This is a genomic window from Trichococcus flocculiformis (assembly GCF_900113645.1).
GTDB lineage: Bacteria > Bacillota > Bacilli > Lactobacillales > Aerococcaceae > Trichococcus > Trichococcus flocculiformis.
Genome location: NZ_FOQC01000003.1, coordinates 81,334 through 104,186 on the forward strand (window position 1 = coordinate 81,334; position 22,853 = coordinate 104,186).

The 22,853-nt window shown below is 45.0% G+C and carries 16 protein-coding genes; 2 read left to right on the forward strand and 14 right to left on the reverse strand.

From position 1 onward, the window contains the following. Positions 1 to 163: 163 nt before the first annotated feature. The 9 genes from BMZ71_RS02320 to BMZ71_RS02360 form a co-directional block, all read right to left on the reverse strand. A complete protein-coding gene (locus BMZ71_RS02320) occupies positions 164 to 4,501 on the reverse strand; it encodes a PolC-type DNA polymerase III (protein WP_086988032.1) in 4,338 nt (1,445 codons plus the stop codon). A gap of 82 nt (positions 4,502 to 4,583) precedes the next feature. After that, the gene (rseP, locus tag BMZ71_RS02325) at positions 4,584 to 5,858 is read right to left on the reverse strand and encodes an RIP metalloprotease RseP (protein ID WP_086988033.1); all 1,275 of its coding nucleotides are present in this window, start codon (positions 5,856 to 5,858) and stop codon (positions 4,584 to 4,586) included. Between the two features lie 36 nt (positions 5,859 to 5,894). Continuing rightward, positions 5,895 to 6,689: a phosphatidate cytidylyltransferase gene (locus BMZ71_RS02330; RefSeq protein WP_086988034.1), complete on the reverse strand. Its 795-nt coding sequence runs from the start codon at positions 6,687 to 6,689 to the stop codon at positions 5,895 to 5,897. 10 nt (positions 6,690 to 6,699) lie between these two features. Continuing rightward, entirely contained in the window at positions 6,700 to 7,461 is a 762-nt protein-coding gene (locus tag BMZ71_RS02335) for an undecaprenyl pyrophosphate synthase (RefSeq protein WP_086988035.1), read from the reverse strand. Positions 7,462 to 7,616: 155 nt separating this feature from the next. Beyond that, positions 7,617 to 8,174: a ribosome recycling factor gene (gene frr / locus BMZ71_RS02340; RefSeq protein ID WP_068559612.1), complete on the reverse strand. Its 558-nt coding sequence runs from the start codon at positions 8,172 to 8,174 to the stop codon at positions 7,617 to 7,619. 2 nt (positions 8,175 to 8,176) lie between these two features. Continuing rightward, positions 8,177 to 8,899 carry a UMP kinase gene (pyrH, locus tag BMZ71_RS02345; protein WP_068559613.1) on the reverse strand — a complete coding sequence of 241 codons (723 nt, stop codon included), beginning with the start codon at positions 8,897 to 8,899 and terminating at the stop codon, positions 8,177 to 8,179. A gap of 87 nt (positions 8,900 to 8,986) precedes the next feature. Beyond that, entirely contained in the window at positions 8,987 to 9,868 is an 882-nt protein-coding gene (gene tsf / locus BMZ71_RS02350; protein WP_086988036.1) for a translation elongation factor Ts, read from the reverse strand. A 135-nt stretch (positions 9,869 to 10,003) separates the two neighbouring features. Continuing rightward, positions 10,004 to 10,789 (reverse strand): 30S ribosomal protein S2, encoded by a 786-nt coding sequence (rpsB, locus tag BMZ71_RS02355; protein ID WP_068559617.1) that lies wholly within the window; start codon positions 10,787 to 10,789, stop codon positions 10,004 to 10,006. A 201-nt stretch (positions 10,790 to 10,990) separates the two neighbouring features. Continuing rightward, positions 10,991 to 14,215, reverse strand: a complete 3,225-nt coding sequence (locus BMZ71_RS02360; RefSeq protein WP_177187462.1) for a DEAD/DEAH box helicase — start codon at positions 14,213 to 14,215, stop codon at positions 10,991 to 10,993. A gap of 170 nt (positions 14,216 to 14,385) precedes the next feature. Between BMZ71_RS02360 and BMZ71_RS02365 the strand changes: the two genes are divergently transcribed. Continuing rightward, positions 14,386 to 15,006 (forward strand): lysophospholipid acyltransferase family protein, encoded by a 621-nt coding sequence (locus tag BMZ71_RS02365; protein WP_086988038.1) that lies wholly within the window; start codon positions 14,386 to 14,388, stop codon positions 15,004 to 15,006. A 100-nt stretch (positions 15,007 to 15,106) separates the two neighbouring features. Here BMZ71_RS02365 and BMZ71_RS02370 read toward each other — a convergent pair whose 3' ends face one another. From BMZ71_RS02370 to BMZ71_RS02380, 3 genes are all read right to left on the reverse strand, one after another. Further along, complete coding sequence (locus BMZ71_RS02370) at positions 15,107 to 16,882, reverse strand: ABC transporter ATP-binding protein (RefSeq protein WP_086988039.1); 1,776 nt, start codon at positions 16,880 to 16,882, stop codon at positions 15,107 to 15,109. After that, positions 16,879 to 18,633: an ABC transporter ATP-binding protein gene (locus BMZ71_RS02375; protein ID WP_086988040.1), complete on the reverse strand. Its 1,755-nt coding sequence runs from the start codon at positions 18,631 to 18,633 to the stop codon at positions 16,879 to 16,881. Before BMZ71_RS02375 ends, BMZ71_RS02370 begins: the two co-directional genes overlap by 4 nt. An 86-nt stretch (positions 18,634 to 18,719) precedes the next feature. Beyond that, positions 18,720 to 18,950, reverse strand: coding sequence for a YneF family protein (locus BMZ71_RS02380; RefSeq protein WP_068559628.1), 231 nt, complete (start codon positions 18,948 to 18,950; stop codon positions 18,720 to 18,722). Between the two features lie 244 nt (positions 18,951 to 19,194). On the opposite strand from BMZ71_RS02380, the gene lexA reads away from it, so the two are divergent. Continuing rightward, positions 19,195 to 19,818, forward strand: a complete 624-nt coding sequence (gene lexA, locus BMZ71_RS02385) for a transcriptional repressor LexA (RefSeq protein WP_068559629.1) — start codon at positions 19,195 to 19,197, stop codon at positions 19,816 to 19,818. Positions 19,819 to 19,899: 81 nt separating this feature from the next. Here the strand turns inward: lexA and BMZ71_RS02390 are convergent, their stop codons facing one another. Together BMZ71_RS02390 and recJ are read right to left on the reverse strand one after the other, a co-directional pair. After that, on the reverse strand, positions 19,900 to 20,412 hold the full coding sequence (locus BMZ71_RS02390; protein WP_068559630.1) for an adenine phosphoribosyltransferase: 513 nt from the start codon (positions 20,410 to 20,412) through the stop codon (positions 19,900 to 19,902). Positions 20,413 to 20,429: 17 nt separating this feature from the next. Further along, positions 20,430 to 22,745 (reverse strand): single-stranded-DNA-specific exonuclease RecJ, encoded by a 2,316-nt coding sequence (gene recJ, locus BMZ71_RS02395; RefSeq protein ID WP_342724173.1) that lies wholly within the window; start codon positions 22,743 to 22,745, stop codon positions 20,430 to 20,432. Between the last annotated feature and the right edge of the window lie 108 nt (positions 22,746 to 22,853).

The window sequence follows — 22,853 nt, forward strand, 5'->3', positions numbered from 1 at the left end:
CTCCTTTATCAATCCTACACCACTGTCATACATTGGCTGACTGCGTAAAAAGAGTGAGCGTTTCCGCTCACTCCTTCCGACGACTTATTCTTTTATAATTATACACCATTGTGTCAGTAAATGCAAGGACCTACCAACCTAACGGCTTTGGAATAGCCTTTCCTTAAAAATCAAATAAAGAAAGTTGATTTTCATCGGGTAAGTTTTTCAACACTCCGTTTTCATTCATGTAATCAATGATTGTCTTTGAAACTTTCCCTCTTGTCGCCAAATCTTCTTTGGATAAGAATGGTTGGTTTTCCCTGGCTTGAACAATCTGGTTCGCCACGTTGCCGCCTAGTCCCGGAATAGCCCGGAACGGCGCAATCAGCGTATCCCCCTCGATCACGAAATTATTCGCGTGCGATTTGTCAAGATCGACCATTTTGAAATTGAAGCCGCGCTCCACCATCTCGTTCGCCAATTCCAGTACGGTAAGCAAACTTTTTTCCTTGACTGAAGCTTCCAACCCTTTATCCATGATTTCTTTCATGCGGGTCTTGATCATTTCTTTCCCTTGCGTCATCGCGACTAAATCGAAATCCTGCGCGCGCACGGAGAAGAAAGCACAATAATAACGGATCGGTTGGTGCACTTTGAAATAAGCGACGCGCAAAGCCATCAATACATATGCCGCAGCATGGGCTTTCGGGAACATATATTTGATCTTCAGGCACGATTGGATATACCATTCAGGTATTTCTTTTGCCCGCATCTCCGCCTGCCAATCGTCTGGGATCCCTTTCCCTTTCCGGACACTTTCCATGATTTTGAAGGCCAAACCATCATCCATACCGTGATGGATCAGATATACCATGATGTCATCACGACAACCGATAACATCCGCCAGCGGGATATTGTTCTCGCGGATGAGTGTTTCGGCATTGCCCAAATAAACATCTGTTCCGTGGGAAAGACCGGAAATCTGCAGCAATTCCGCAAATGTGTTCGGACTTGTCTGCTCCAGCATTCCCCGGACAAAGCGCGTCCCGAATTCGGGAATTCCGAGTGTACCGGTTTTACTGAATATTTGTTCAGGCGTGACACCCAATACATCAGTACTGCCGAAAATCTTCATGACATCCGGATCATTGGGTGGGATCGTCTGGGGATCGATTCCGGATAGATCTTGCAGCATCCGGATTACAGTCGGATCGTCGTGTCCCAGTATATCCAATTTCAGCACGTTATCATGGATAGAGTGGAAGTCAAAGTGGGTCGTTTTCCATTCAGAATCTTGGGCATCGGCCGGGAACTGGATAGGTGTAAAATCATAGACATCCATGTAGTCCGGAATGACGATGATACCGCCTGGATGCTGTCCCGTCGTCCTTTTTACTCCCGTGCAGCCTTTTGCCAACCGATCGATTTCCGCTGACGAGAATCTGAAATTGTGATCCCGCTCATAGGCTTTGACATAGCCAAAAGCTGTTTTATCAGCCACTGTACCGATTGTTCCGGCACGGTACACATATTCCTCACCGAAGAGCTCCTTGGTGTAAGCATGGGCGTGGGCTTGATATTCCCCTGAAAAGTTCAAGTCGATATCAGGTACCTTGTCCCCGTAGAATCCAAGGAAGGTTTCAAAAGGGATGTCGTGCCCGTCTCGGTCCATATCCGCTCCGCATTTCGGGCAGTCCTTCTTTTCCAAGTCGTAGCCGGAACCGATCGAGCCATCTTCATAGAAGTAGGAATATTTGCATTCCGGACACCGGTAATGCGGCGGTAAAGGATTGACTTCCGTTATACCGGTCATGGTGGCTACAAAACTTGAGCCGACCGAGCCCCGGGATCCAACCAGATAGCCGTCCTGGTTGCTTTTCAGAACCAGTTTTTGGGAAATCAGATAGATGACCGAGAAGCCGTTTCCGATGATCGAATTCAGTTCTTTTTCCAGCCTTTTTTCGACCAGTTCAGGGAGTTGTTCTCCGTAGAGGCGTTTGGCTTCATCATAGGAGAGCCTTGTGACTTCCTCATTCGCCCCCTCCATGTTCGGCGTGTACAACTGATCCTTGATTGGGATAATTTCATCGATGCTGTCGGCAATTTTTTGGGAATTAGATACAACGATCTCCTTGGCTTTTTCTTTGCCGAGGAAGGAGAAACAATCCAACATCTCGTCTGTCGTCCGGAAATGGGCTTCCGGCAGATGCAGGACTTTTCCTTGATTCACCTTCAAAGACCCAATCAATATTTCCCGGTAGATGGCGTCTTCCTTGTTCAAGTAATGCACATTCCCGGTTGCGACGACCGTCTTGCCCAATTCATCGCCGATGGCAACGATTTGGGTAATGATCTCTTCCAGATCACTTTCATTTTTCACCAGTTCTCTCGTGATGAGCGGCGCATAGACCTCTTTTGGCATAACTTCGATGTAATCATAGAACTTGGCTTTCGCTTTAGCAGCCTCTGCCCCTTTTTGCATCATCGCCTCAAATATTTCGCCTTCGCTGCAGGCGGAGCCGATCAATAAGTTTTCCCGGGATGCTTGCAGAACGCTGCGCGGCAGACGCGGTGTCCGGTAATAATAATCAATATTAGAAGCAGAAATGATTTTGAAAAGGTCCTTCAGCCCATCCTGGTTTTTTGCCAAAATCGTTGCATGGAACGGCCGCGCTCGTTTGTATGAATCGCCGCCGCCGATGTATTTGTTCAGTTCATCATGAAATAGAATGTTGTGTTCTTCGCGGGCTTCCTTCAGGAATATCCAGCAGAGGGCGCCGGTTGTTTCGGAATCATAAACGGCCCGGTGATGCTGTTCCAAACCGACACCATAGCGTTTCGCCAACGTATTCAAACGATGGGATTTCAATTGCGGGTGCAAGAAACGGGACATCTCCAAGGTATCGATTACAGGTTGTGGCGCTTCGGCCATACCATAGCGTTCATAGCTGTTGTTCAAAAAGCCCATGTCAAAGCTGGCATTGTGGGCTACAAGAATGGTCCCCTCGGCGAATGCAGCGAACTCCTCGAGCACCGTTTTTTCCGGCTTGGAATCGCGGACCATATCATCGGTTATGCCCGTCAATTGGATGGTCGTCTGCGATAACGGATGGCCCGGATTGATGAATTCTTCGAATGTTTCGATGACATTTCCTTTGTACATTTTTACGCCAGCCAGCTCGATGATCGTGTCGTAAACTGCCGATAACCCCGTTGTTTCAACGTCGAATACGACATAGGTCGCTTCACTTAGATCCTCATGGACCGGATTATAGGCTATCGGAACGCCGTCATCGACGACATATGCTTCAATTCCGTACAATATTTTTACGTTATTCGCTTTTCCGGCTGCGTGAGCATCCGGATAGCCTTGCGCAGCAGCATGGTCGGTCAGAGCGATGGCCTTATGTCCCCATTTTGCCGCTTGTTTGACAAAATCACCGATCCCATTGGTGGCATCCATCTGACTCATATTTGAATGCAGGTGCAATTCCACCCTTTTTTCGTCTTCAGGCGCACGATCTTTCCGTTCCGCATGAGCAACTTCGTTCACGTCTCGGCCGTTCACAACCAGATCCCGCATGAAAGTGTCTTCTTGGACACTCCCGCGCACGCGCACCCAGATTCCTTTTTTGACAAGCTCAAAGTTCTGTTCATCCGTTTCATTCGACGAAAACAGTTTTACCGAAAAGGAAGAGGTATAATCCGTCATTTTAAATACGAGCAGTTTCCGCCCGGACCGCAATTCGCGGATTTCACTGTCGAAAATATAGCCTTCAATGACCACCGAACGCTCTTCTTCGGTGATTGAGGCCATCTGCTTGATTTCTTCCTTGCTGGAAATCTGTCTGCCGATCAGCAAGGGGCCGTTATTGCTGCCTTTAGATTGCGAGCCGTCGCTGCGTTGTCTATCCTGCTGATTTTGTTTGATGGCTTCCTCTGCTTGTTTGACCAACATTTCATCCTGTTCTTGTTTTCGGGCCAGATATTGTGCCATTCTGGCTTCGGATGCTGCCTCGTCCACTTCGATTGTGATCTGGAAACTCGGAAATCCCAAGACCATGTAATTCTGTTGGATAATGGACAAGTAGTTGTCTGCCAAATGATTTTTGGTGATTTCGTTTTCAACACTGATAACGACTTTATTGTCCAAAACAACGGGTGTATGTTTGGCAAAAAGACTCAGAACCAGTGGTGATGATATATTGCTGCGTTGGACGACTGTTTCCCAATAGTCCAAGATGCTCTCATTCGTCAAAATCGGTTTCCTGGTTTTGATCTGAAAATCGATTGTGGCGATGGATTGGAATTTTATTTTCATGTGGTTCATCAAAGCAGTGAACACTTCGAAAGGCAGAACGTTATCAAAAACGAACTGAAATGACCATAATTTTGATTTTTTATGCACGATGACTTGTTCGATTTCCCCGTTTTCAAAATACGGTAGATACTCCGGCTGGTGATGCAAATTTATCTGTTCCAACATCTGCTGGAACAATTCATGTTTCGATAACGACATTTGATCTCTCCTTCTCAACTAACAAACAAAAAGATTCAAAGAATGAACGTACCTTTCTTTGAATCTTCTTATTTTCTTCCTATCATTGGCCAAAGAAAAATCTTTGAATATCATTCCAAGTGACGATGACCATCAGCAGAAGCAACAGCCCCATTCCGATAGCCGTGATGATGCCTTCCTTCTCTGGATCCAACGGCTTGCCTCTGATTCCTTCAACTAGGTTCAGCAGTAGTTTCCCGCCATCCAATGCTGGAATCGGCAATAGATTCACGACACCAAGGTTGATGCTCAAATAGGCCAGAAAACTGAGTACGCTCAGAAAGCCATAATCAACGACTTGCTCGGTGGCCGCATAAATAGCGACAGGCCCGCCGAACGAGTCAGCCTGAAAGCCGGTCCTGAACATGGCAAAGACCAATCCGAAAATGGAAGTGGCAATCACCCAAAATTCTTTGAATCCGTAGCTGATTTTAGCCATCAGCGTGCGATTCATCGGGACAGCGACACCGATCAAACCATACTCGTTGCCTTGTTCATCAGTTTTCGTGTCAGGTGTGACGAGGACATCACGCGCTTCTTCTCCATCAGTCACGACTGTAAGTGTGATTTGGTTGCCCGGATTGGCTTGGATGGACGTAACCAGTTCCGTCCAGTCAGCGGTTGCATCGCCATTAACAGCCAATACCTCATCATTCTCCCGCAATCCGGCTGCTTCCGCCGGGCTGTCAGGTTGGATTTCTCCCAAGCGACTCTCGTTTACTGTAACGCCGCCTTGCACGAACGCAATCGCGATGAATACCGCGATACCCAAAATGAAATTATTCATCGGTCCGGCGAAGTTTGTCAGCATCCGTTTCAGCAAAGGTGCTGATTGGTATTGTACATCGATGGGAGCGATCTGAACTTCTGTTCCGTCGGTCTCGATGATTGTCGCATCGCGTTTTACTGCGTATCTAACGGGTTCTGAACTTCCCGGAATGATTCCTTTTATGAAAAGTGCGTGTTCCAGATCAGCCTCCAGTAATTCTATCGGCACAGCCTGCAAATGCTGTTTGTTGCTCAAATCTATTTGAATGACCTGTTGCTCTTCATCAAGGGTGATGTTAAGTGGCATACCCGGTTTCAACTCGGTGTCCTCATCCCCGATGCCGGCCATCCGCACATAACCACCGATGGGCAGCATCCGGATTGTGTAGGTTGTCCCGTTTTTGCGATGAGAGAAGATTTTCGGTCCCATGCCGATTGCGAATTCACGAACCAGAATGCCAGCTTTTTTCGCAAAATAGAAATGGCCGAATTCGTGGATGATCACTAATATGCTGAACACGATGATGAACGTTATGATTGTCTGAAACATGTAATCCCTCCCTTTTTGTAGCGTGTCTTCGCTTTGTTAAAAGATGAAATGCAGAAAAATATGGAACACCGGCATCACAAAAAGCGTGCTGTCAAAACGATCAAGCATGCCGCCGTGTCCGGGTAATATCTTCCCGGCATCCTTGACGCCAAAATAACGTTTGAATGCCGATTCTACCAAATCTCCCATCTGGCCACAGACCGAAAGTAAGGCTGCCAGCATGATCTGGAGTCCTAAAGATAACTCCAGCGGATTGTAGTAATGGAAAAATACGATGGCGATCAGCACAGCGGCTATCGAACCGCCGACAGATCCTTCGATTGTTTTATTTGGGCTGATAGCCGGAGCCAACTTGTTCTTGCCAATTTTTCTTCCGATCATGTATGCGCCGATATCCGTTCCCCAAATGATGAACAACACTAAGAGCACCATCCAAAAACCGATGTCCCTTGTCTGCATGAAATAATAAAATCCTCTCCCGACATAAAGGGAGGTCAGGACAGAAGCGGCTGCATCGTCGAAGGTAAAATCGTTCCGCGAGAACACAGTAAAAATGAACAGTACCAACGCCTCCAGATAAATTAAAAGCATCGCATCGATGCCATCGGGGATGAACTGCAGATAAGATTCCGGCAACATCAATAATACGGTCGCCAAAGCAGTGATGATACCTTCCACACTGAAGATGGACAGCTTTTTCATCTTCAATAGTTCTTGAACAGCGATCAAACCGATTGCTGTCATGAGCAGTTGCAGCGGCAGTCCCCCAAGCCACAAGAATGGGATGAATACTGCGGCAGCCACTAAGCCTGTGATTACTCTTTCCTTCATAATATCCTCCCTATATGCCGCCGAAACGACGATTGCGATGCTGATATTCTGCTAAAGCCGCCCGCAAGCTGGCTATCGAAAAATCAGGCCAAAATTCTTCCGTAAAGTACATTTCGCTGTACGCTGCCTGCCACAGCAAGAAGTTGCTGAGACGGATTTCTCCACTGGTACGGATCAGCAAGTCAGGATCCTGCCATTCACCAAGACCGCTTGTGAATAGGTAACAAGAGAATACGTCATCAGTGATTGCGTCTGCCGAGAGTTTTCCTGCTGCGACATCGTGCGCAATCATCGTTGTAGCTTGAAGGATTTCAGCCCTGGAACCATAATTCAACGCAAAATTCAAAATAAGACCGGTATTGTCCTTTGTCTTTTCGATTGCATTTTGCACGACTTTAAGCGTCTTCTCGGGCAACTGATCGATCCAGCCGATGGTCGTCACTTTGATGTTGTTCTGCATCAACTCCGGCATAAAGACATCAAAAAAATCGATGGGCAATCCCATCAAAAAATTGACTTCGTCAGTCGGACGTTTCCAGTTTTCAGTCGAAAAGGCATACAGCGTCAATACCTTCACATTAAGGCGGCTTGCCTCTATGGTTATCTTTTTAACCGTATTCATACCCTCTTTGTGTCCGTAAACCCGTGGCATCAGTTTTTTCTTTGCCCAACGGCCGTTCCCATCCATAATGATGGCAACATGAGCTGGAATGATGCCATTTTCGTCAAACTGCAAATCTGTTTTTGGATTCTCACTCTTGAATAGAGCCATGCTTTATCCCTCACTTTTTCATAACTCTTTTTATTTTAACAAAAACCCGCCTGAATTCCTATGATTAACCGGAATTTATATAATTTTTAAAAAGAGCCAGGGCACAAATCATTCGAAATGATTTGTGCCCTGGCTGCTTTCCAACGAATGGAATGTTAAACGTCCAAAATTTCTTTTTCTTTGTCCGCCGTTATTTTGTCTATTTCTTTGGAAGATTTGTCGGTGAACTCTTGTACTTTCTTTTCATAAGTCCGTAACTCGTCTTCTGTGATTTCTTTGTTCTTTTCTGCTTTTTTCAACGCCTCGATGGCATCACGGCGAATATTGCGGATAGAAATCTTAGCTGCCTCGTTTTCTTTGCCAACAGTTTTTGCCAACTCTTTACGACGCTCTGAAGTCAATGCCGGAATCACCAAACGAATGACGTTGCCGTCATTGGCTGGGTTGATGCCCAAGTCGCTTTGGTAAATCGCGCGTTCGATATCACCGATACTGGATTTGTCGTAAGGTGTGACCAACAACATGCGTCCTTCAGGAATCGTGATGGATGCTAATTGATTCACTGGTGTGCTCGTTCCGTAGTATTCAACTTCGATACGATCCAATAAACTCGCATTCGCGCGGCCTGCTCGAATCGAGCCTAGTTCGCGGATCAGTGCAGCTTCCGTTTTTTTCATTCTGTCGATCGCATTATCAAGGATTTCTTTAACCATAATTATTTCCCCCTAACAGTCGTTCCGATATCTTCTCCCATTATAACACGGCGAATATTCCCTTGTCTGTTTAAGTTAAATACAACCAGCGGGATGTCGTTATCCATGCTTAATGAGCTTGCTGTAGTATCCATTACTTGCAATCCTTTGGAAATAACATCCAAATGAGTCAATTCAGAGAATTTAGTTGCATTCAAGTCCTTCATCGGATCGGATGAATAGACCCCATCAACATTGTTCTTAGCCATCAAAATAACATCAGCATTGATTTCAGCGGCACGAAGGGCTGCTGTCGTGTCAGTAGAGAAGTATGGATTGCCGGTACCGGCAGCAAATATCACTACGCGTCCTTTTTCAAGGTGACGGACAGCTCTTCTGCGGATATACGGTTCGGCAATTTGTCTCATTTCGATGGAAGTCTGAACACGGGTAGGAACCCCTTCATTCTCCAAGGCATCCTGAAGAGCCAGAGAATTCATGACAGTCGCAAGCATGCCCATATAGTCGGCTTGCGCTCTCTCCATACCCATTTCAGCGCCTGTCGTGCCGCGCCAAATATTGCCGCCGCCCACAACGATAGCTATCTCCACACCCAAGTCATGTACTTCTTTGATTTCTTTTACGATTTCTTCAATCGTCGGTGGGTTAATTCCGAAACCGGTGTCGCCCGCTAAAGCTTCACCACTTAGTTTTAAAACAACGCGTTTGTATTTTGGTTCACTCATTCTATATTTCCCTCCGTAATTGGCTGACCCCTGATTAATCAGGCTTATGACTATGATAAAAAAGCCCCAATTAAGGGGCAATTTTCATTATTTTTTAACTTGGCTCATTACTTCTTCTGCAAAGTCCACAGAGCGTTTCTCGATACCTTCGCCTACAGCGTAGCGAACGAATGATTTAACAACGCCGCCTTTTGAAGCAGCAAATTGTGAAACTGTTTGATCTGGATCTTTAACGAATGGTTGGTCGTTCAATGAAATTTCGCTCAAGAATTTGTTCAAACGGCCTACGATCATTTTTTCAACGATGTTAGCTGGTTTGCCTTCGTTCAAAGCTTGTTCAGTCAGAACTTTCTTTTCATGCTCAAGTTCTTCTGCGGAAACTTCGTCGCGAGAAACATATTTAGGATTGATGGCAGCGATGTGCATAGAAATATCTTTAGCAGCATCAGCATCCGCAGAGCCTTCCAAAACTGTCAATACAGCGATACGTCCGCCTTGGTGAAGGTATGCGCCGAAAGCATCAGCATCTGTTTTTTCAACGATAGCAAAGCGACGCAAAGTAATTTTTTCGCCGATTACAGTAGTAGCATTCAAGATGACATCGTTCAATGAGCCGTCTGCAGTTTCGATCGCTAAAGCAGCTTCCAACGTTTCTGGTTTGTTTTTAGCGATGATTGCTGTAATATCAGCTACCAAGTTTTGGAATTTGTCGTTTTTCGCAACAAAGTCAGTTTCGGCATTGATTTCAGCGATAACAGCTGTATTTCCGTCAACATATACGTTTGCAAGTCCTTCAGCAGCGATACGGTCAGCTTTTTTGGCTGCTTTTGCCATACCATTTTCTCTTAGGTAGTCAACCGCTTTGTCCATGTCGCCATCGACTTCTACTAGAGCTCTTTTAGCATCCATCATGCCTACGCCTGTCATGTCGCGTAATTCTTTAACCATTTTTGCTGTTACTTGTGCCATTTTATGATTCCTCCTGAATATTCTTTTTCATAAAAAAAGCTGCCCCAAAGAGATAGAAAAGATGTCGGCTACCTAATTGGCTATATCTTTCTTCTTTTCTGAGACAGCTCATTGCTTCAAACTAAATAGGAAATATTATTCGTTGTCGCCTTCAACGACTTCAACGATTTCTTCTAATGAAGTTGCTTCGTCAGCTTCAGCCGCAAAAGTTTCTTCAACAGAAATTTCAGCTTGATCATTTCCTTGGTTGCCTTCGATGAAAGCATCAGCCATTTTAGCAGTGATCAATTTAACTGCACGGATAGCATCATCATTTGAAGGGATTACTACGTCGATTTCATCTGGATCACAGTTAGTGTCAACCATAGCGACGATAGGAATGTTCAATTTGTGCGCTTCTTGAACAGCGATTCTTTCTTTTCTTGGGTCAACGATGAACATTACATCCGGGATTCTAGGCATATCTTTGATACCGCCCAAGAATTTTTCCAAACGTTCTTGTTCTTTTTTCAAGATTGAAACTTCTTTTTTAGGAAGTAGTTCGAAAGTGCCGTCTTCAGACATAGCTTCGATTGATTTCAAACGTTTGATACGTTTTTGGATAGTATCCCAGTTAGTCAAAGTACCACCTAACCAACGGTGATTTACGAAGAACTGACCTGAACGGATAGCTTCGTCTTTAATTGAATCTTGCGCTTGTTTTTTAGTCCCTACGAATAAAGCTACGCCGCCTTCTTCAGCAACATTAAGCATGTATTTGTATGCTTCGTCTACTAATTTTACGGTTTTTTGCAAGTCGATGATGTAGATACCGTTTCTCTCTGTAAAGATGTATCTCTTCATTTTTGGGTTCCAACGACGAGTCTGGTGACCGAAGTGAACGCCTGCTTCCAATAATTGTTTCATTGAAATTACTGCCATGTTTATTTCCTCCAAGTTTGTTTTTATTTTCCTCCCCCGATTTCTTCTACAGCAGAAACTCATCTTACGATAAGCAACGTCCGCCGTATCGATCAAGGTGTGAAATGTGGTTTTGCACCGTTGATAATTATATCGAATTACGCTGAAAGAAGCAAGTCTTTTTTCTGAAAATGAATAACAGAAACTTTTTTATAGGATATATCAGGTTTGTATCCCCAGAATCTGCTTGATATCATCATTCGTCAACCGTTGTCTGTTGAGCGCTTCTTCCCCTTCCGATACGACCAACTGATCAAAGAGCATTTTTTTATCTTGCTGGAGTTGATTGATTTTCTCTTCGATGGTTCCCTCTGCAATGAAACGATACACTTGCACGTTTTTCTTTTGTCCGATGCGATGCGCTCTGCCTGCGGCTTGCTCTTCGACTGCCGGGTTCCACCACAGATCGAAAAGGATGACAGTGTCAGCGCCAGTTAGGTTCAGCCCGGTGCCGCCCGCCTTCAGTGAAATCAAAAAGACATCCGTATAGCCTTCGTTGAACTGATTTACGAGCGTAATTCTTTCTGCAGGTGGGGTTTTTCCGCTGAGGTACAGATAACTTAAGTTTTCCTTGGCCAATTCCGCTTCAATCAACTTGAGCATGGAAGTGAACTGTGAAAAAACCAAAACATGCTGGTTGTTTTCTTGAGCATTCCTCAATATTTCGACCAGTTGCTCCAATTTTCCGGATCCTCCCTCATAAACAGGATCCACCAAACGGGGATCACAGCAAATTTGACGCAAACGAGTCAACCCGGCCAAGATTTCCATCCGGTTCCGTTGGAAATCCTCACTGTCATAATCAGATACCTTTTCCTGCAGTTGCTGCAGATAAGCCAAATACATGACTTTCTGTTCACGGTTTAGACTGCTGTATATGTCCGCTTCCGATTTCTCCGGCAGGTCGCCCAACACATCCGCCTTCAACCGCCGCAACATAAAGGGTTTGGCTGTTTTCGAAATATCTTCGAGTGGCATTTTTTTGAATTCCTGCAATTTTGGAAATAACCCAGGCAGGATCAATTGGAATATAGCCCAAAACTCCGTTACGCTGTTCTCGATCGGCGTACCGCTCAATGCTATGTTGACTCGGGCGTTCATTTTCGCAATGGCACGGAACGTCTTGGTGTTATAGTTATTGACGTACTGGGATTCATCCAGAATCATCGCATAGAAATCACACTTTTGATAAGATTCGATGTCCTGACGGAAACTTTGATAAGATGTGATTGCGATACCGCTCTCCGGCAGTTGGGACAATTGCTCTTCCCGTTCCTTTTTCACGCCGCTGATGACGATGATCTGAAGCAAAGGTGCGAATTTCTGGAATTCGTACTTCCAGTTGTATATCAGCGAAGCCGGAGCGATCACGAGAGCAGGTTTATTTTCGTTTTTGCCTTCTTCTACTTCACTGAGCAAGAAGGTGATCAGCTGTAGCGTCTTACCGAGTCCCATTTCATCAGCCAAAATACCACCCAAACCATAGTTGGCAAGGAACTTTAGCCATTTGAAGCCGGTCGCTTGATAGGGACGCAAACCCGCTTGCAACGATTTCGGTAGTTCAGCGGGAAACTCATCCGGGTGCTTGATGAAATGATAAAGTTCATTAAGGAAAGCTTGACTGCCTACCTCAGGGTTCAAGTCATTGATTTCTTTTTCAAGCGTCAGGCTTTTTATCATTGGCATGGACAGAGTCCCCTCACGAACTTGTGACTCATCTTTGATCAACGAAAGGAAGCGATTCATCTCCCTCATTGTTTCCGTCTCCAAAGACAATATTCGCCCGTCCTCCGTCTTGTAATAGGCGTCATTTTTTTTTAAACTGTTCAGTAATTTGTCTATTTCATTATCCGAAATTCCGTCAACATCAAAACGAATATCCAAAAAAGAATCCCTTGTTCTGCGTTGGACTGAAGTTGACACGACTGTGTCCTCGACTACCAGGTTCTGCAGATCCGGACTTAATTCCACTTCAGCATAGCGGCGCAATGTTGGTACTTTTCTGTAAAGAAAGCTGAATAGGTCGATATCTTTTGCAGCCAGGAAAGATATTTGGTTTTCGATGATGTTGAATTCCAAAGCTTCCAACACCTGCAGGATTCTCTCTTCCGCTATTGTGTCTCTGATCAAGAATTGGGAAGCCGTTTTGGCGGCGCGGTTTTGATTGAAGACTGTTTCTCCGTATTTGAATAAAATTTCCCCTTTTATCCTTTTTGCCGGGCCGCGGAAATGGATTGAGACAGTCAATGGTTCATCGATGATGTTACGTTCCAGTTCATCGCTGAAGTGCACTGTTCCTATCTGTTTCAACAACGGGATAACGTAGGTCAGCAAATCCGATACATCGGACTCTTCGACTCCGATCACATCTGAGTCCTCAAAACGTTTCTCAAAAAATGAGAGGTATCCTAACAATTTATGCTGTTGCGCACTGAGCGGATGGATTTTGTTGGCTTCGATTAACCAGTCGTACTCCAATAGATGAGTAATGTTGTCGCGCTGGATGCGAAGCTCTATTCCTCTGCCTTTTTTTCCCAACAGGAATTGATAACCCGGTTTTTCGGGACTGATCTGCACATCCGGATATGTATCATCACCGTGAATCCATTCCACCCTGCCGGTTTGGATTAAATCTTCCAAAAGGGAGTGCGCTGAACTCGGCGGAATAATCAGATAGGAATCCAATTTTCTGGCCGTGACATTCAACAATTGCTTGTTCAACGCCGCGGGTTGCTCTTCCAACAATTTATGCAGTCGATGGATGATGGCTTGGTCCGATTCCTGTATCTTCACAGACCGAAAGTCGATCGCATCTCCAAGACGGTAATCCCATTTTTCTTGTTTGGTGAATTGTTCCGTAAATTGTTCTATATTTGTAACCATATACGATTTATCAATCCCTGCACGCAAGGAAAGAGCTAATACATGTTCACCTGTGTTTTGCATCAGATTATTTGGTTTCATGCGGAGAATCTGCAGCGTATACTGCACTAAAAAATCAGCTCGGTTCGTCAGGCTCTGGGCACCTTTATTTTCTTGGAAGAAAATCTGCGTCAAGTCATTCACAAATTCCTGACCGGCCGTTTCTGCATCTACCTGAAACTGCTCTGCACTGCTTTCCGTCAAAATTCGGGTGCCGCATTTCTCCTTCAGATATAATTCAACAGCGATCGTATGCTTGCAATACTGATGGTTTTTCCAGTATTTACACTGGCATAGATCCTGTTCTCTGGCTGTACCATCTAAGGTGACATGATACATTTTACTGCCGAGCACTTCACAATGCCAAACCTGAGTGTGGAAATCCGGTTGTACGGATAGCACACGGTCCTCATTCACATATTCGCGTCCCTCTTGTATCAACTTGTCCGGCATACTCCATTTCACGCTATCACTTCCTCTGTTTCTTGCTGTCCACTCTTTATTGTACTGCAATTCCGTCGAAAAATATACCTTCTTCCCCATTGACGCTTGCCGGAGATGAATATTTAGCTTGAAATATTACACAAACTATCACATACTAATTAGCATAATGCTAAAGCAAAAGGAGACCTGTCATGTTTTTTAAAGCAGTTGTTAACATTGTGAGATTTCTGGTCTGGATAGTGAACGGCAAGACCGAAATCCAAAACAAAGAGTACATTCCAAAGGATACAGTCTTCATCCTTGCAGCACCCCACAGAAGTCTGCTGGATCCAGTTTTTATTGCTTTTGGTGTTTACCCGCATATCTTTTCCTCAATGGCGAAGCAAGAGCTTTTCAAGGGGAAATTTATCACATGGGTACTCACTCATATGAACGCGTTCCCTGTCAATCGTGAAAACCCGGGTCCGAGTGCACTGAAACAGCCTGTTTCCATCCTGAAAGAAGGAAAGACCAATCTGCTGATTTTTCCGACCGGATCGAGACATTCCACCGAAATCAAAGGTGGAACTTCATCCATAGCCAAATTGGCCAATGTACCGATCCTCCCAGTTGTCTATCAAGGCCCGCTCACATTCAAAGATCTTATTTTGAAACGCAAAAAAGCGACAGTCCGCTTCGGCAAGCCCATATACCTGCCGAAGGAAAAGCGGATCTCCAGAGAAGAATTGGCGGCCTACGACGAATTGCTCGGGACTACTTTCCGTCAGTTGGATCAGGAAATCGATCCGAACTTTGTGTATGTAGCGAAATAAATCAGCTGATATTTGATGTCAAGTATGCAGCAGCTTTCAAAAAAAACAGCACCGGAAAATTTCCGGTGCTGTTTTTTGGCATTGCTGCCGATTCGTTTGGTCAATCGTTCATTGACTGGAGCATGTACATGTCATAATAGGTTCCCCGCTTGGCGATCAGTTCTTCATGTGTGCCTCTTTCGATGACGCGCCCTTTGTCCAGCACTAGGATCAGGTGAGCATCCCTGATGGTCGACAAACGATGTGCGATCGCAATCGTTGTTCGGCCTTCACGCATCTTGCGCATGCTTTCTTGGATCAACAGCTCCGTTTCGGTGTCGATATTGGCTGTTGCCTCATCGAGGATGAGCACTTTTGGATCCCGTAAAATCGTACGGGCAAACGAAATCAATTGACGCTCGCCGCTTGAATAGCTGGCTCCTCGTTCAATCACTTTTGCGTGGTAACCTCCGGGAAGCGACTCTATGAATGAATCGGCATGCACAAACGCAGCCGCAGCCTCTATTTCCCGATCGGTGTAGTCCTTATTCATCAATCGGATATTATGCGAGATATCCCCGTAAAAAAGGAAAGAATCTTGAAGGACCAAACCTATTTTCGAACGAATTTCCTCGATTGGATATGCTTTTATCGATTTCCCATCAATCAAAATATCTCCCTTCTCGAATTCGTAAAAACGCAGCAACACATTGATGATCGAGCTTTTACCGCTGCCGGTATGCCCGACCAACGCTACCGTTTCACCCGGATTGGCTGTAAAGCTGATGCCTTTCAGCACATCCTGTTTCCCGTCATAAGAGAAAGATACATCTTTAAATTCGATTCTGCCCTGACTGATCTCCAATTCCGAATCTGCGGGTTGATTTGGCGCCAATTCGGCGTTATCCAATACACTCAGGACCCTGGAACTGGAGACGATACCGTCCTGCAGGGCGCTGAGGTTGTCCATCATCATTCCCATAGGACGGAAGAAATTTTGGATATAGGTAGTGAATGCATAGATGACCCCCAACTCCACAACGCCGTTCAAAGTCTGGTAGCCAAATAACCAAAGGACAATCGCCAAAGCAATTGCCTGCAATAGGTTGACGACCGGCATCAACATCAAAGCATTCATCTGGACCATCGCTACGCGACCTTTACTGTAATCATCATTGATTGCATCAAATTCTGCGCGCAGACGTTTTTCTTGGCGGAACTGCTGAATGATTGCCATACCGGAAATGGATTCATTTAATTTCGTATTCAGCTGGCTCAGTCTTTCACGCATCGTCCGGTAAACACGTGTGCTGTATTTTTGATAATACCAAATCAGACCTGCCATTATCGGGACAAAAACGATGAAGAGCAAGGAAATCTGCTTGTCCAATGTCCACATGGCGATGAACACGGTAATGATGCTGAAAATCCCTTCTGCCAAAGCCAAAAACACATTCCAGAATTCTTTGATGGTTTCTGTGTCATTGGTAACGCGAGACACAATCGAACCAGCTGGAGTTGTATCATAATAACGCATCCCCAATTGATTGATTTTACGGAAAACAGCATTGCGGATATTCTCGACAGTTTGTTCGGATGCCATGCTGAATATATAACGCTGCAGATAAGTGACTAACATCTTCAGCAGTATGGATCCCAGATAGGCCATCGCAAAAAACAGACTGATATTGGTCGTGACATCGCCCACAGCCAGATAATCATCCATATAAATTTGGATGATTCGCGGGGCCACAACATTCACCAACGATAACGCGATACTGAAAAGCAAGGCGATGAAAAATTGATAACGAAAAGGATGGGCAAATCGGAAAATTCTTTTGATTACCCGTAGCTGTTCCTTCAATGGGATTGTCTTAGACCATGCTGATCCACTCATGCTTCATCCTTCCCTTCCAATTTTGTTTCGAGTTGTTGTTTTTCATACATTCTTCGGTACCACCCGTTCAATTCCATTAACTCATGATGAGTCCCGCGTTCGACGATGCGTCCTTCATCAAGAACGATGATTTCATTCGCATGCATCACACTGCTGATCCGATGGGCTGCGATGATTGTTGTCTGGTCGGCTCGTTGTTGCTTGAGTCCCGTCAAGATTGCTTCTTCGGTTTTCGCGTCCACAGCAGATAAAGAATCATCCAAAATAAGCAGTTCTGGTTCGGTGACTAAGGCTCGCGCAATCGCTATCCGTTGTTTTTGCCCACCTGACAGAGAAACACCTCTCTCGCCGACCAGCGTATCGTATCCAGCGGGGAAGCCAAGGATATCATGATGAATGGCCGTCAAGCGCGCTGCCTCCTCCACCTTTTGCTGGCTGATGGATGGATCAGCGAAACGGATATTTTCCCTGACGTCAGAAGAAAACAGAAAGTTGTCTTGGGGAACGTAACCGATTCCGCTCAGCAATGCATCCAATGAATAATCGCGAATATCGATCCCATTGTAGTTGATGCTGCCTGTATATTGGTCATACTCACGCAACAGCAGACGGAAAATCGTACTTTTGCCCGATCCAGTTCTGCCGACAATCCCTAACGTTTGCCCCCGCTTTAAATGGAAGGTGACATCATGGAGGCTAATTTCTTTGCTGTTTGGATAGTTGAATGAGGATACCTGAAAATCCAAATCGCCTGAAACCACAGTCCGGATGGCATTTTTCTGCTCCTGGATCGTTGATTTTTCCTTCAGAAGCTCATCAATCCTGCTATAACTGGCACTGCCTCGCTCAAGTACATTGAAAAGTCTGCCCACTGCCAACATTGGCCACGCCATCATTCCGATGTAACTGATGAACGAAACCAACTGACCGATACTGATGCTGCCTTCCACGACAAAGCGACCTCCGAATATGATTGTCAGCGCAAATGAAAGTCCTAAAATAAGTTGGATAGCTGGATCAAATAAGGCATCAACCAGATAGACAGATTTATTTTTTGCAACGACATCTTTTGTCATTGCTTCGAAATCACGAATATCCTCTTCTTCTTCACCAAAAGTTTTGATGACTTTGACGCCGGATACGCTCTCTTGCGTTTTGTCATTCAAACTCGAGAAAGCGGCCTGTGCTTTGCGGAATCGTTTATGCATCTTTTGTCCGAGGATTCGTGACACCAACGTCAAAGCCGGCAATGGAATCATAGCAATGAGCGTCAAACGCCAATCGATCAAAAAGAACATCGTAAAGAGCGTGATCCCGCCTGAAGAAATTGAATCTGCCAATGTCAGGATACCTGCGCCAGCGACCATGCGGATGGCATTCAAATCATTCGTCGCATGCGCCATCAGATCGCCTGTCCTGTACTTTTGGAAGAAGACAGCATCCATTTCGGTGAAATGCTTGAACAATCTTGACCGAAGTATCTTTTCCAGTTCTGCTGAAGTTCCCCAAATCTTCATCCGCCAAATATAACGGAAGAGGTACTGCAGCACGCCCGCTATCAATATGATCGCTGTCCACTTCCACAAAGAAGCCATCGTTAACGTGCCAAGTGCAATTTCATCGATGATGATTCCGACGATGCGCGGCGATACAACCTGAAGTATAGCCACAATGATCAGGAAAAAGACGCCCACAAAATAGGCTTTCCATTCCTGACGAAAAAACCAACTCAATTTTTTGAAAATACTCACGGATATTTCCCCTTTCTTGCGTTTATTCAGACAAAATAAAAATGTGGAACCGTAAAGATCCACATTTTGTATATTATTTCATTAGTCTATTTCTTTTTCTTTGTTGATTGTGCTTTCATCGAAGCCATAATTTGTTTAACTTTTCTTTCGGATGGTTTTTGACCCATCTGCATCATCATAGAACGCAACATTTCTTCATTGATCGGTGGATTTTCTTCAAAATATTTTACCATATAACGTCTTGCAAGGAAAAATCCGCCAACCGCGCCTATTACTATTCCTAAAATAACCATCATTACCCATGCTGTTGTTGACACGTATTCATCCCCCTTTCCAAAGCATTCATTCATTAATTGTACTAAAGATTATGAGAAAAAGAAATAGCAATCACGGATAAATTTAGCGATTTTTGGAAAACGCTTCAACATTTGCTGGATTTGTGGCAATACTAGGCATATTCTTACATAATTTTCAAAGAACATGCGAACATCTGTTTGATTTTTTGGGGGATTAATGGTATCCTAAACGATATAAATATAGGATTACGGAGATGATGATCTCATGGTTAAAAATAAAGATTCACGCCAAATTGAAGTGCTTCAATACATTTATGAAGAAGTCCAGGAAAAGGGCTACCCGCCGACCGTAAGGGAAATCGGAAATGCGGTAAAACTGTCATCTACATCTACGGTTCATGGCCATCTGTCGCGTCTTGAAAAAAATGGTTTTATCCAGCGGGATCCTACAAAACCCCGTGCGATAGAATTGACCCAAGCAGGTCTGGACAAATTGGGGATCCTATCAGATAAAATGCCGTTGTTGGGTACTGTCACAGCCGGAGCGCCCATACTTGCCGTAGAAGAAGCAACCGACTATTTCCCGGTTCCCCCGGATCTACAATCCAATGCGGGATCTTTATTCATGTTGAAAATCCGCGGAGAAAGCATGATCGATGCCGGCATCTTCGATGGTGACTCCGTCATTGTCAGAAAACAGAACACGGCTGAAAACGGAGATATCGTCATAGCCATGACGGACGATGATGAAGCGACCTGCAAACGTTTCTACAAAGAAAATAACTACTATCGTCTGCAACCTGAAAATTCGAGCATGGATCCGATCATCCTGGATTCTGTCCTCATCCTGGGTAAAGTAGTCGGCCTGTATCGGAACCACATCATTTAAAGAACAGTCCTCCGACTGACGCAAAAAGGCTGCCAACCGGCAGCCTTTTTGCGTGTCTATGCTTATTTAGGATTGCTTCTCTTAGTATTCCATCAGCGTGAAGATGTCATACCCTTGGATCAGATCTCTGCCCTTTAAATCCAGCAACTCGATCAAGAACGCCAAGCCCACAACTTCTCCGCCTAATTTTTCAACCAATTCTATAGTCGCGGCTGTAGTGCCGCCAGTAGCCAACAAATCATCACAGACCAGCACTTTATCGCCAGGCAAGATGGCGTCTTGATGCAGTTGCAATGTCGCTTTCCCGTATTCCAGCCCGTAGGATACTTCTACTGTTTCGCGGGGCAATTTGCCTTTTTTGCGGGCCATCGCGAATCCGCAGCCTAATTCCACAGCCACAGGGCAACCGACCATGAAGCCACGCGCTTCAGGTCCGACTACTTTATCAACATTCAAGTCTTGAGCATATTTCACGATTTCCTTGATTGAATAACGATAGGCTTCGCCATTTGCCATCAAAGGGGAAATATCGCGGAAAATGATGCCTTGTTCCGGAAAATCTTTTACGTCAGCAATATATTTTTTTAAATCCATTTTTATGTTCCTCCTAATTATTGAACCATCATCTGTTCATTCAACCATTTTGTCAGTTGCGAAAACGGGCTGTAGATGAATATTTTTTCAGCTTCCATTTTCTGCAGGCGATCTTTGTATACTTGTGTATCAGCCAAAGCCCTTTTGACGGGATTCTTGACCTCATTGATGAAACCATTGTCTATTGTAACAAATCCCGCCTCCAAAAACACTTGAATCATGAAAATGGCAAGATTTTTCTTGATTTTTAAATATTCTGCCAAAGCATCTAATCGATTTCTCACGTCGATATCCTTATGCGAACGGATATACTGGTAAAATTTTGCAAACTGGTCTTTAGGAGGAACGCCATCTGCGTATACGCCATTCGATTCATGAGAGACGACATACACATTTTCGAACTGATTACTCTTCAGGAGATTCGCCAAAAGGTTCAGCTTCAAAGGACATTCGAAGAGCACGAGATTCTTGGCGCTGACGGCCTGCAAGGCATCCACTGTATTGTCTTTGAGCAAGGCCGCATTCGAACTGCTTGGAATACGCTCATAAAATTGTTTCATGATGTTGGAAGTCGAAAATAGATACAAGGCATCTTCCACAGCCAATACCGATTCTTGGATGACCGAACTCCTTTTGTCAAAAAACTGAACATGTTTATTTTTAATGTCCCTCAACTGCAGTTGAGGCTTCGCGCTGTCCCGCCAAACATTAATTGAAAGCTCGCCGATTAGGGAAACGACATCCGCCTCATTCAAATGATTGCTGATGCTCCCCTTATTGAAGCCGATCACATCCAGAAAGAGCTCCTTATCCTTGAGCTTGAACTTTAGATGCTTGTTGTCGGCACCGATTTGTCTGATGTCTGTCAAAGGTACATTTTGGAAGCCGAATATCGGCTTCGGATTGTCGGTACCATATGGTTTCAGCAACTCCAATTCCTTCAAAAACGGCAAGGTGACGTCAGCAAGCGGCAAGATGGCGTCTATATAAATGGATTCGCCCAGCACGATTGCATCATGATAGCGAGCAGCATAGTTGTTGATCTTTTCAGAGAAAGCGGCTAAATCAGCAGCAGGAAGACTCATGCCTGCTGCCATTTTGTGCCCACCGAACTTCGTAAGCGAATCCTTTGCATCTGCCAATGCAGCATAAATGTCCAACGCCTCGGTGCTGCGGGCTGACCCTTTCGCGATACCGGTTTTTTCGTCGATATTAAATAATACGGTTGGCCGTCCAAATTCCTCGACCAATTTGCTTGCCACGATTCCGAGAACGCCCTGATGCCAATTCTTGTTGCCTAACACAACAACGTCCGGCAAATTTTCATTCTTCGCCAATTGGATACGGGCTTCTTCATGGATGGACTGAACTATGCTTTGTCTCTCGACGTTTTTTTCCTGAATATAGGCAACCAATTCAGCAATTTTTTCTTCGTCGAATGACAGCATCAATTCAGCACCCGGACCCGCATCTTCCAATCGACCGACTGCATTCAAACGTGGTCCGATGATGAAACCGATGCTCTCTTCGTCCAAAACAGCCGTATCTATTCCAGCGGCTTCCATCAATGCAGCCAGCCCGAGCCGATGCGCTTGTTTCATGACTTGTAGTCCTTGTTTCACGATCCAGCGATTTTCGCCTGTCAAACTAACAAGGTCCGCAACAGTGCCGATAGCAGCCAGGTCAAGTGATTCAAAGGGCATTTCCCCCAGAAGGGCCGCCGCGATTTTTAGGGCGACGCCAGCTCCGGAAAGATCCGGGAAAGGATAGGACCCGGCAGGATGTTTCGGGTGGATGACAGCATATGCATCAGGTAAGACAGCCGGCAATTCATGGTGATCGGAAACAATGACGTCTACCCCCATTTTTTTTGCCATCGCTATTGGTTCGTGACCGGAAACTCCGTTATCGCAAGTCAGGATCAGTTGCGCCCCGTTTTCGATCAGTTTTTTGAATGCGGCGGCATTTGGGCCGTAACCATCCGTGAAGCGATTCGGCAAATAATAACCGACATTGCCTCCCAACACTTCAATGGTTTCCACGAGTATGCAAGTACTTGTGATGCCATCCGCATCGTAATCACCATAAACAACGATTTCTTCCCCTGATTCAATAGCTTCAGTCAAACGATGGACGGCTTTATCCATATCGTGCAGCAAATATGGATCATGGAATTCCATTTGGGTCCCTTCGACGAATGCTGTGATTTGTTCCTTTGTTTCAAGTCCGCGCTGCATGCACAGTAGGACGAACTTTTCTGATAAGCCCGTAGCCTGACTGATTCCCAGGCTTATAGATGCATCAATTTCTGATTTGCGTATTTTCCAATTCATCTTTGACGATAACAATTTACCGACTCCTTACTTTGTAAACTATATAGAAGCACTGCAGCCCCCTTAACCGAAAAAAGACTAGAAGCTAAACCCGTTCTAGTCTTTTCT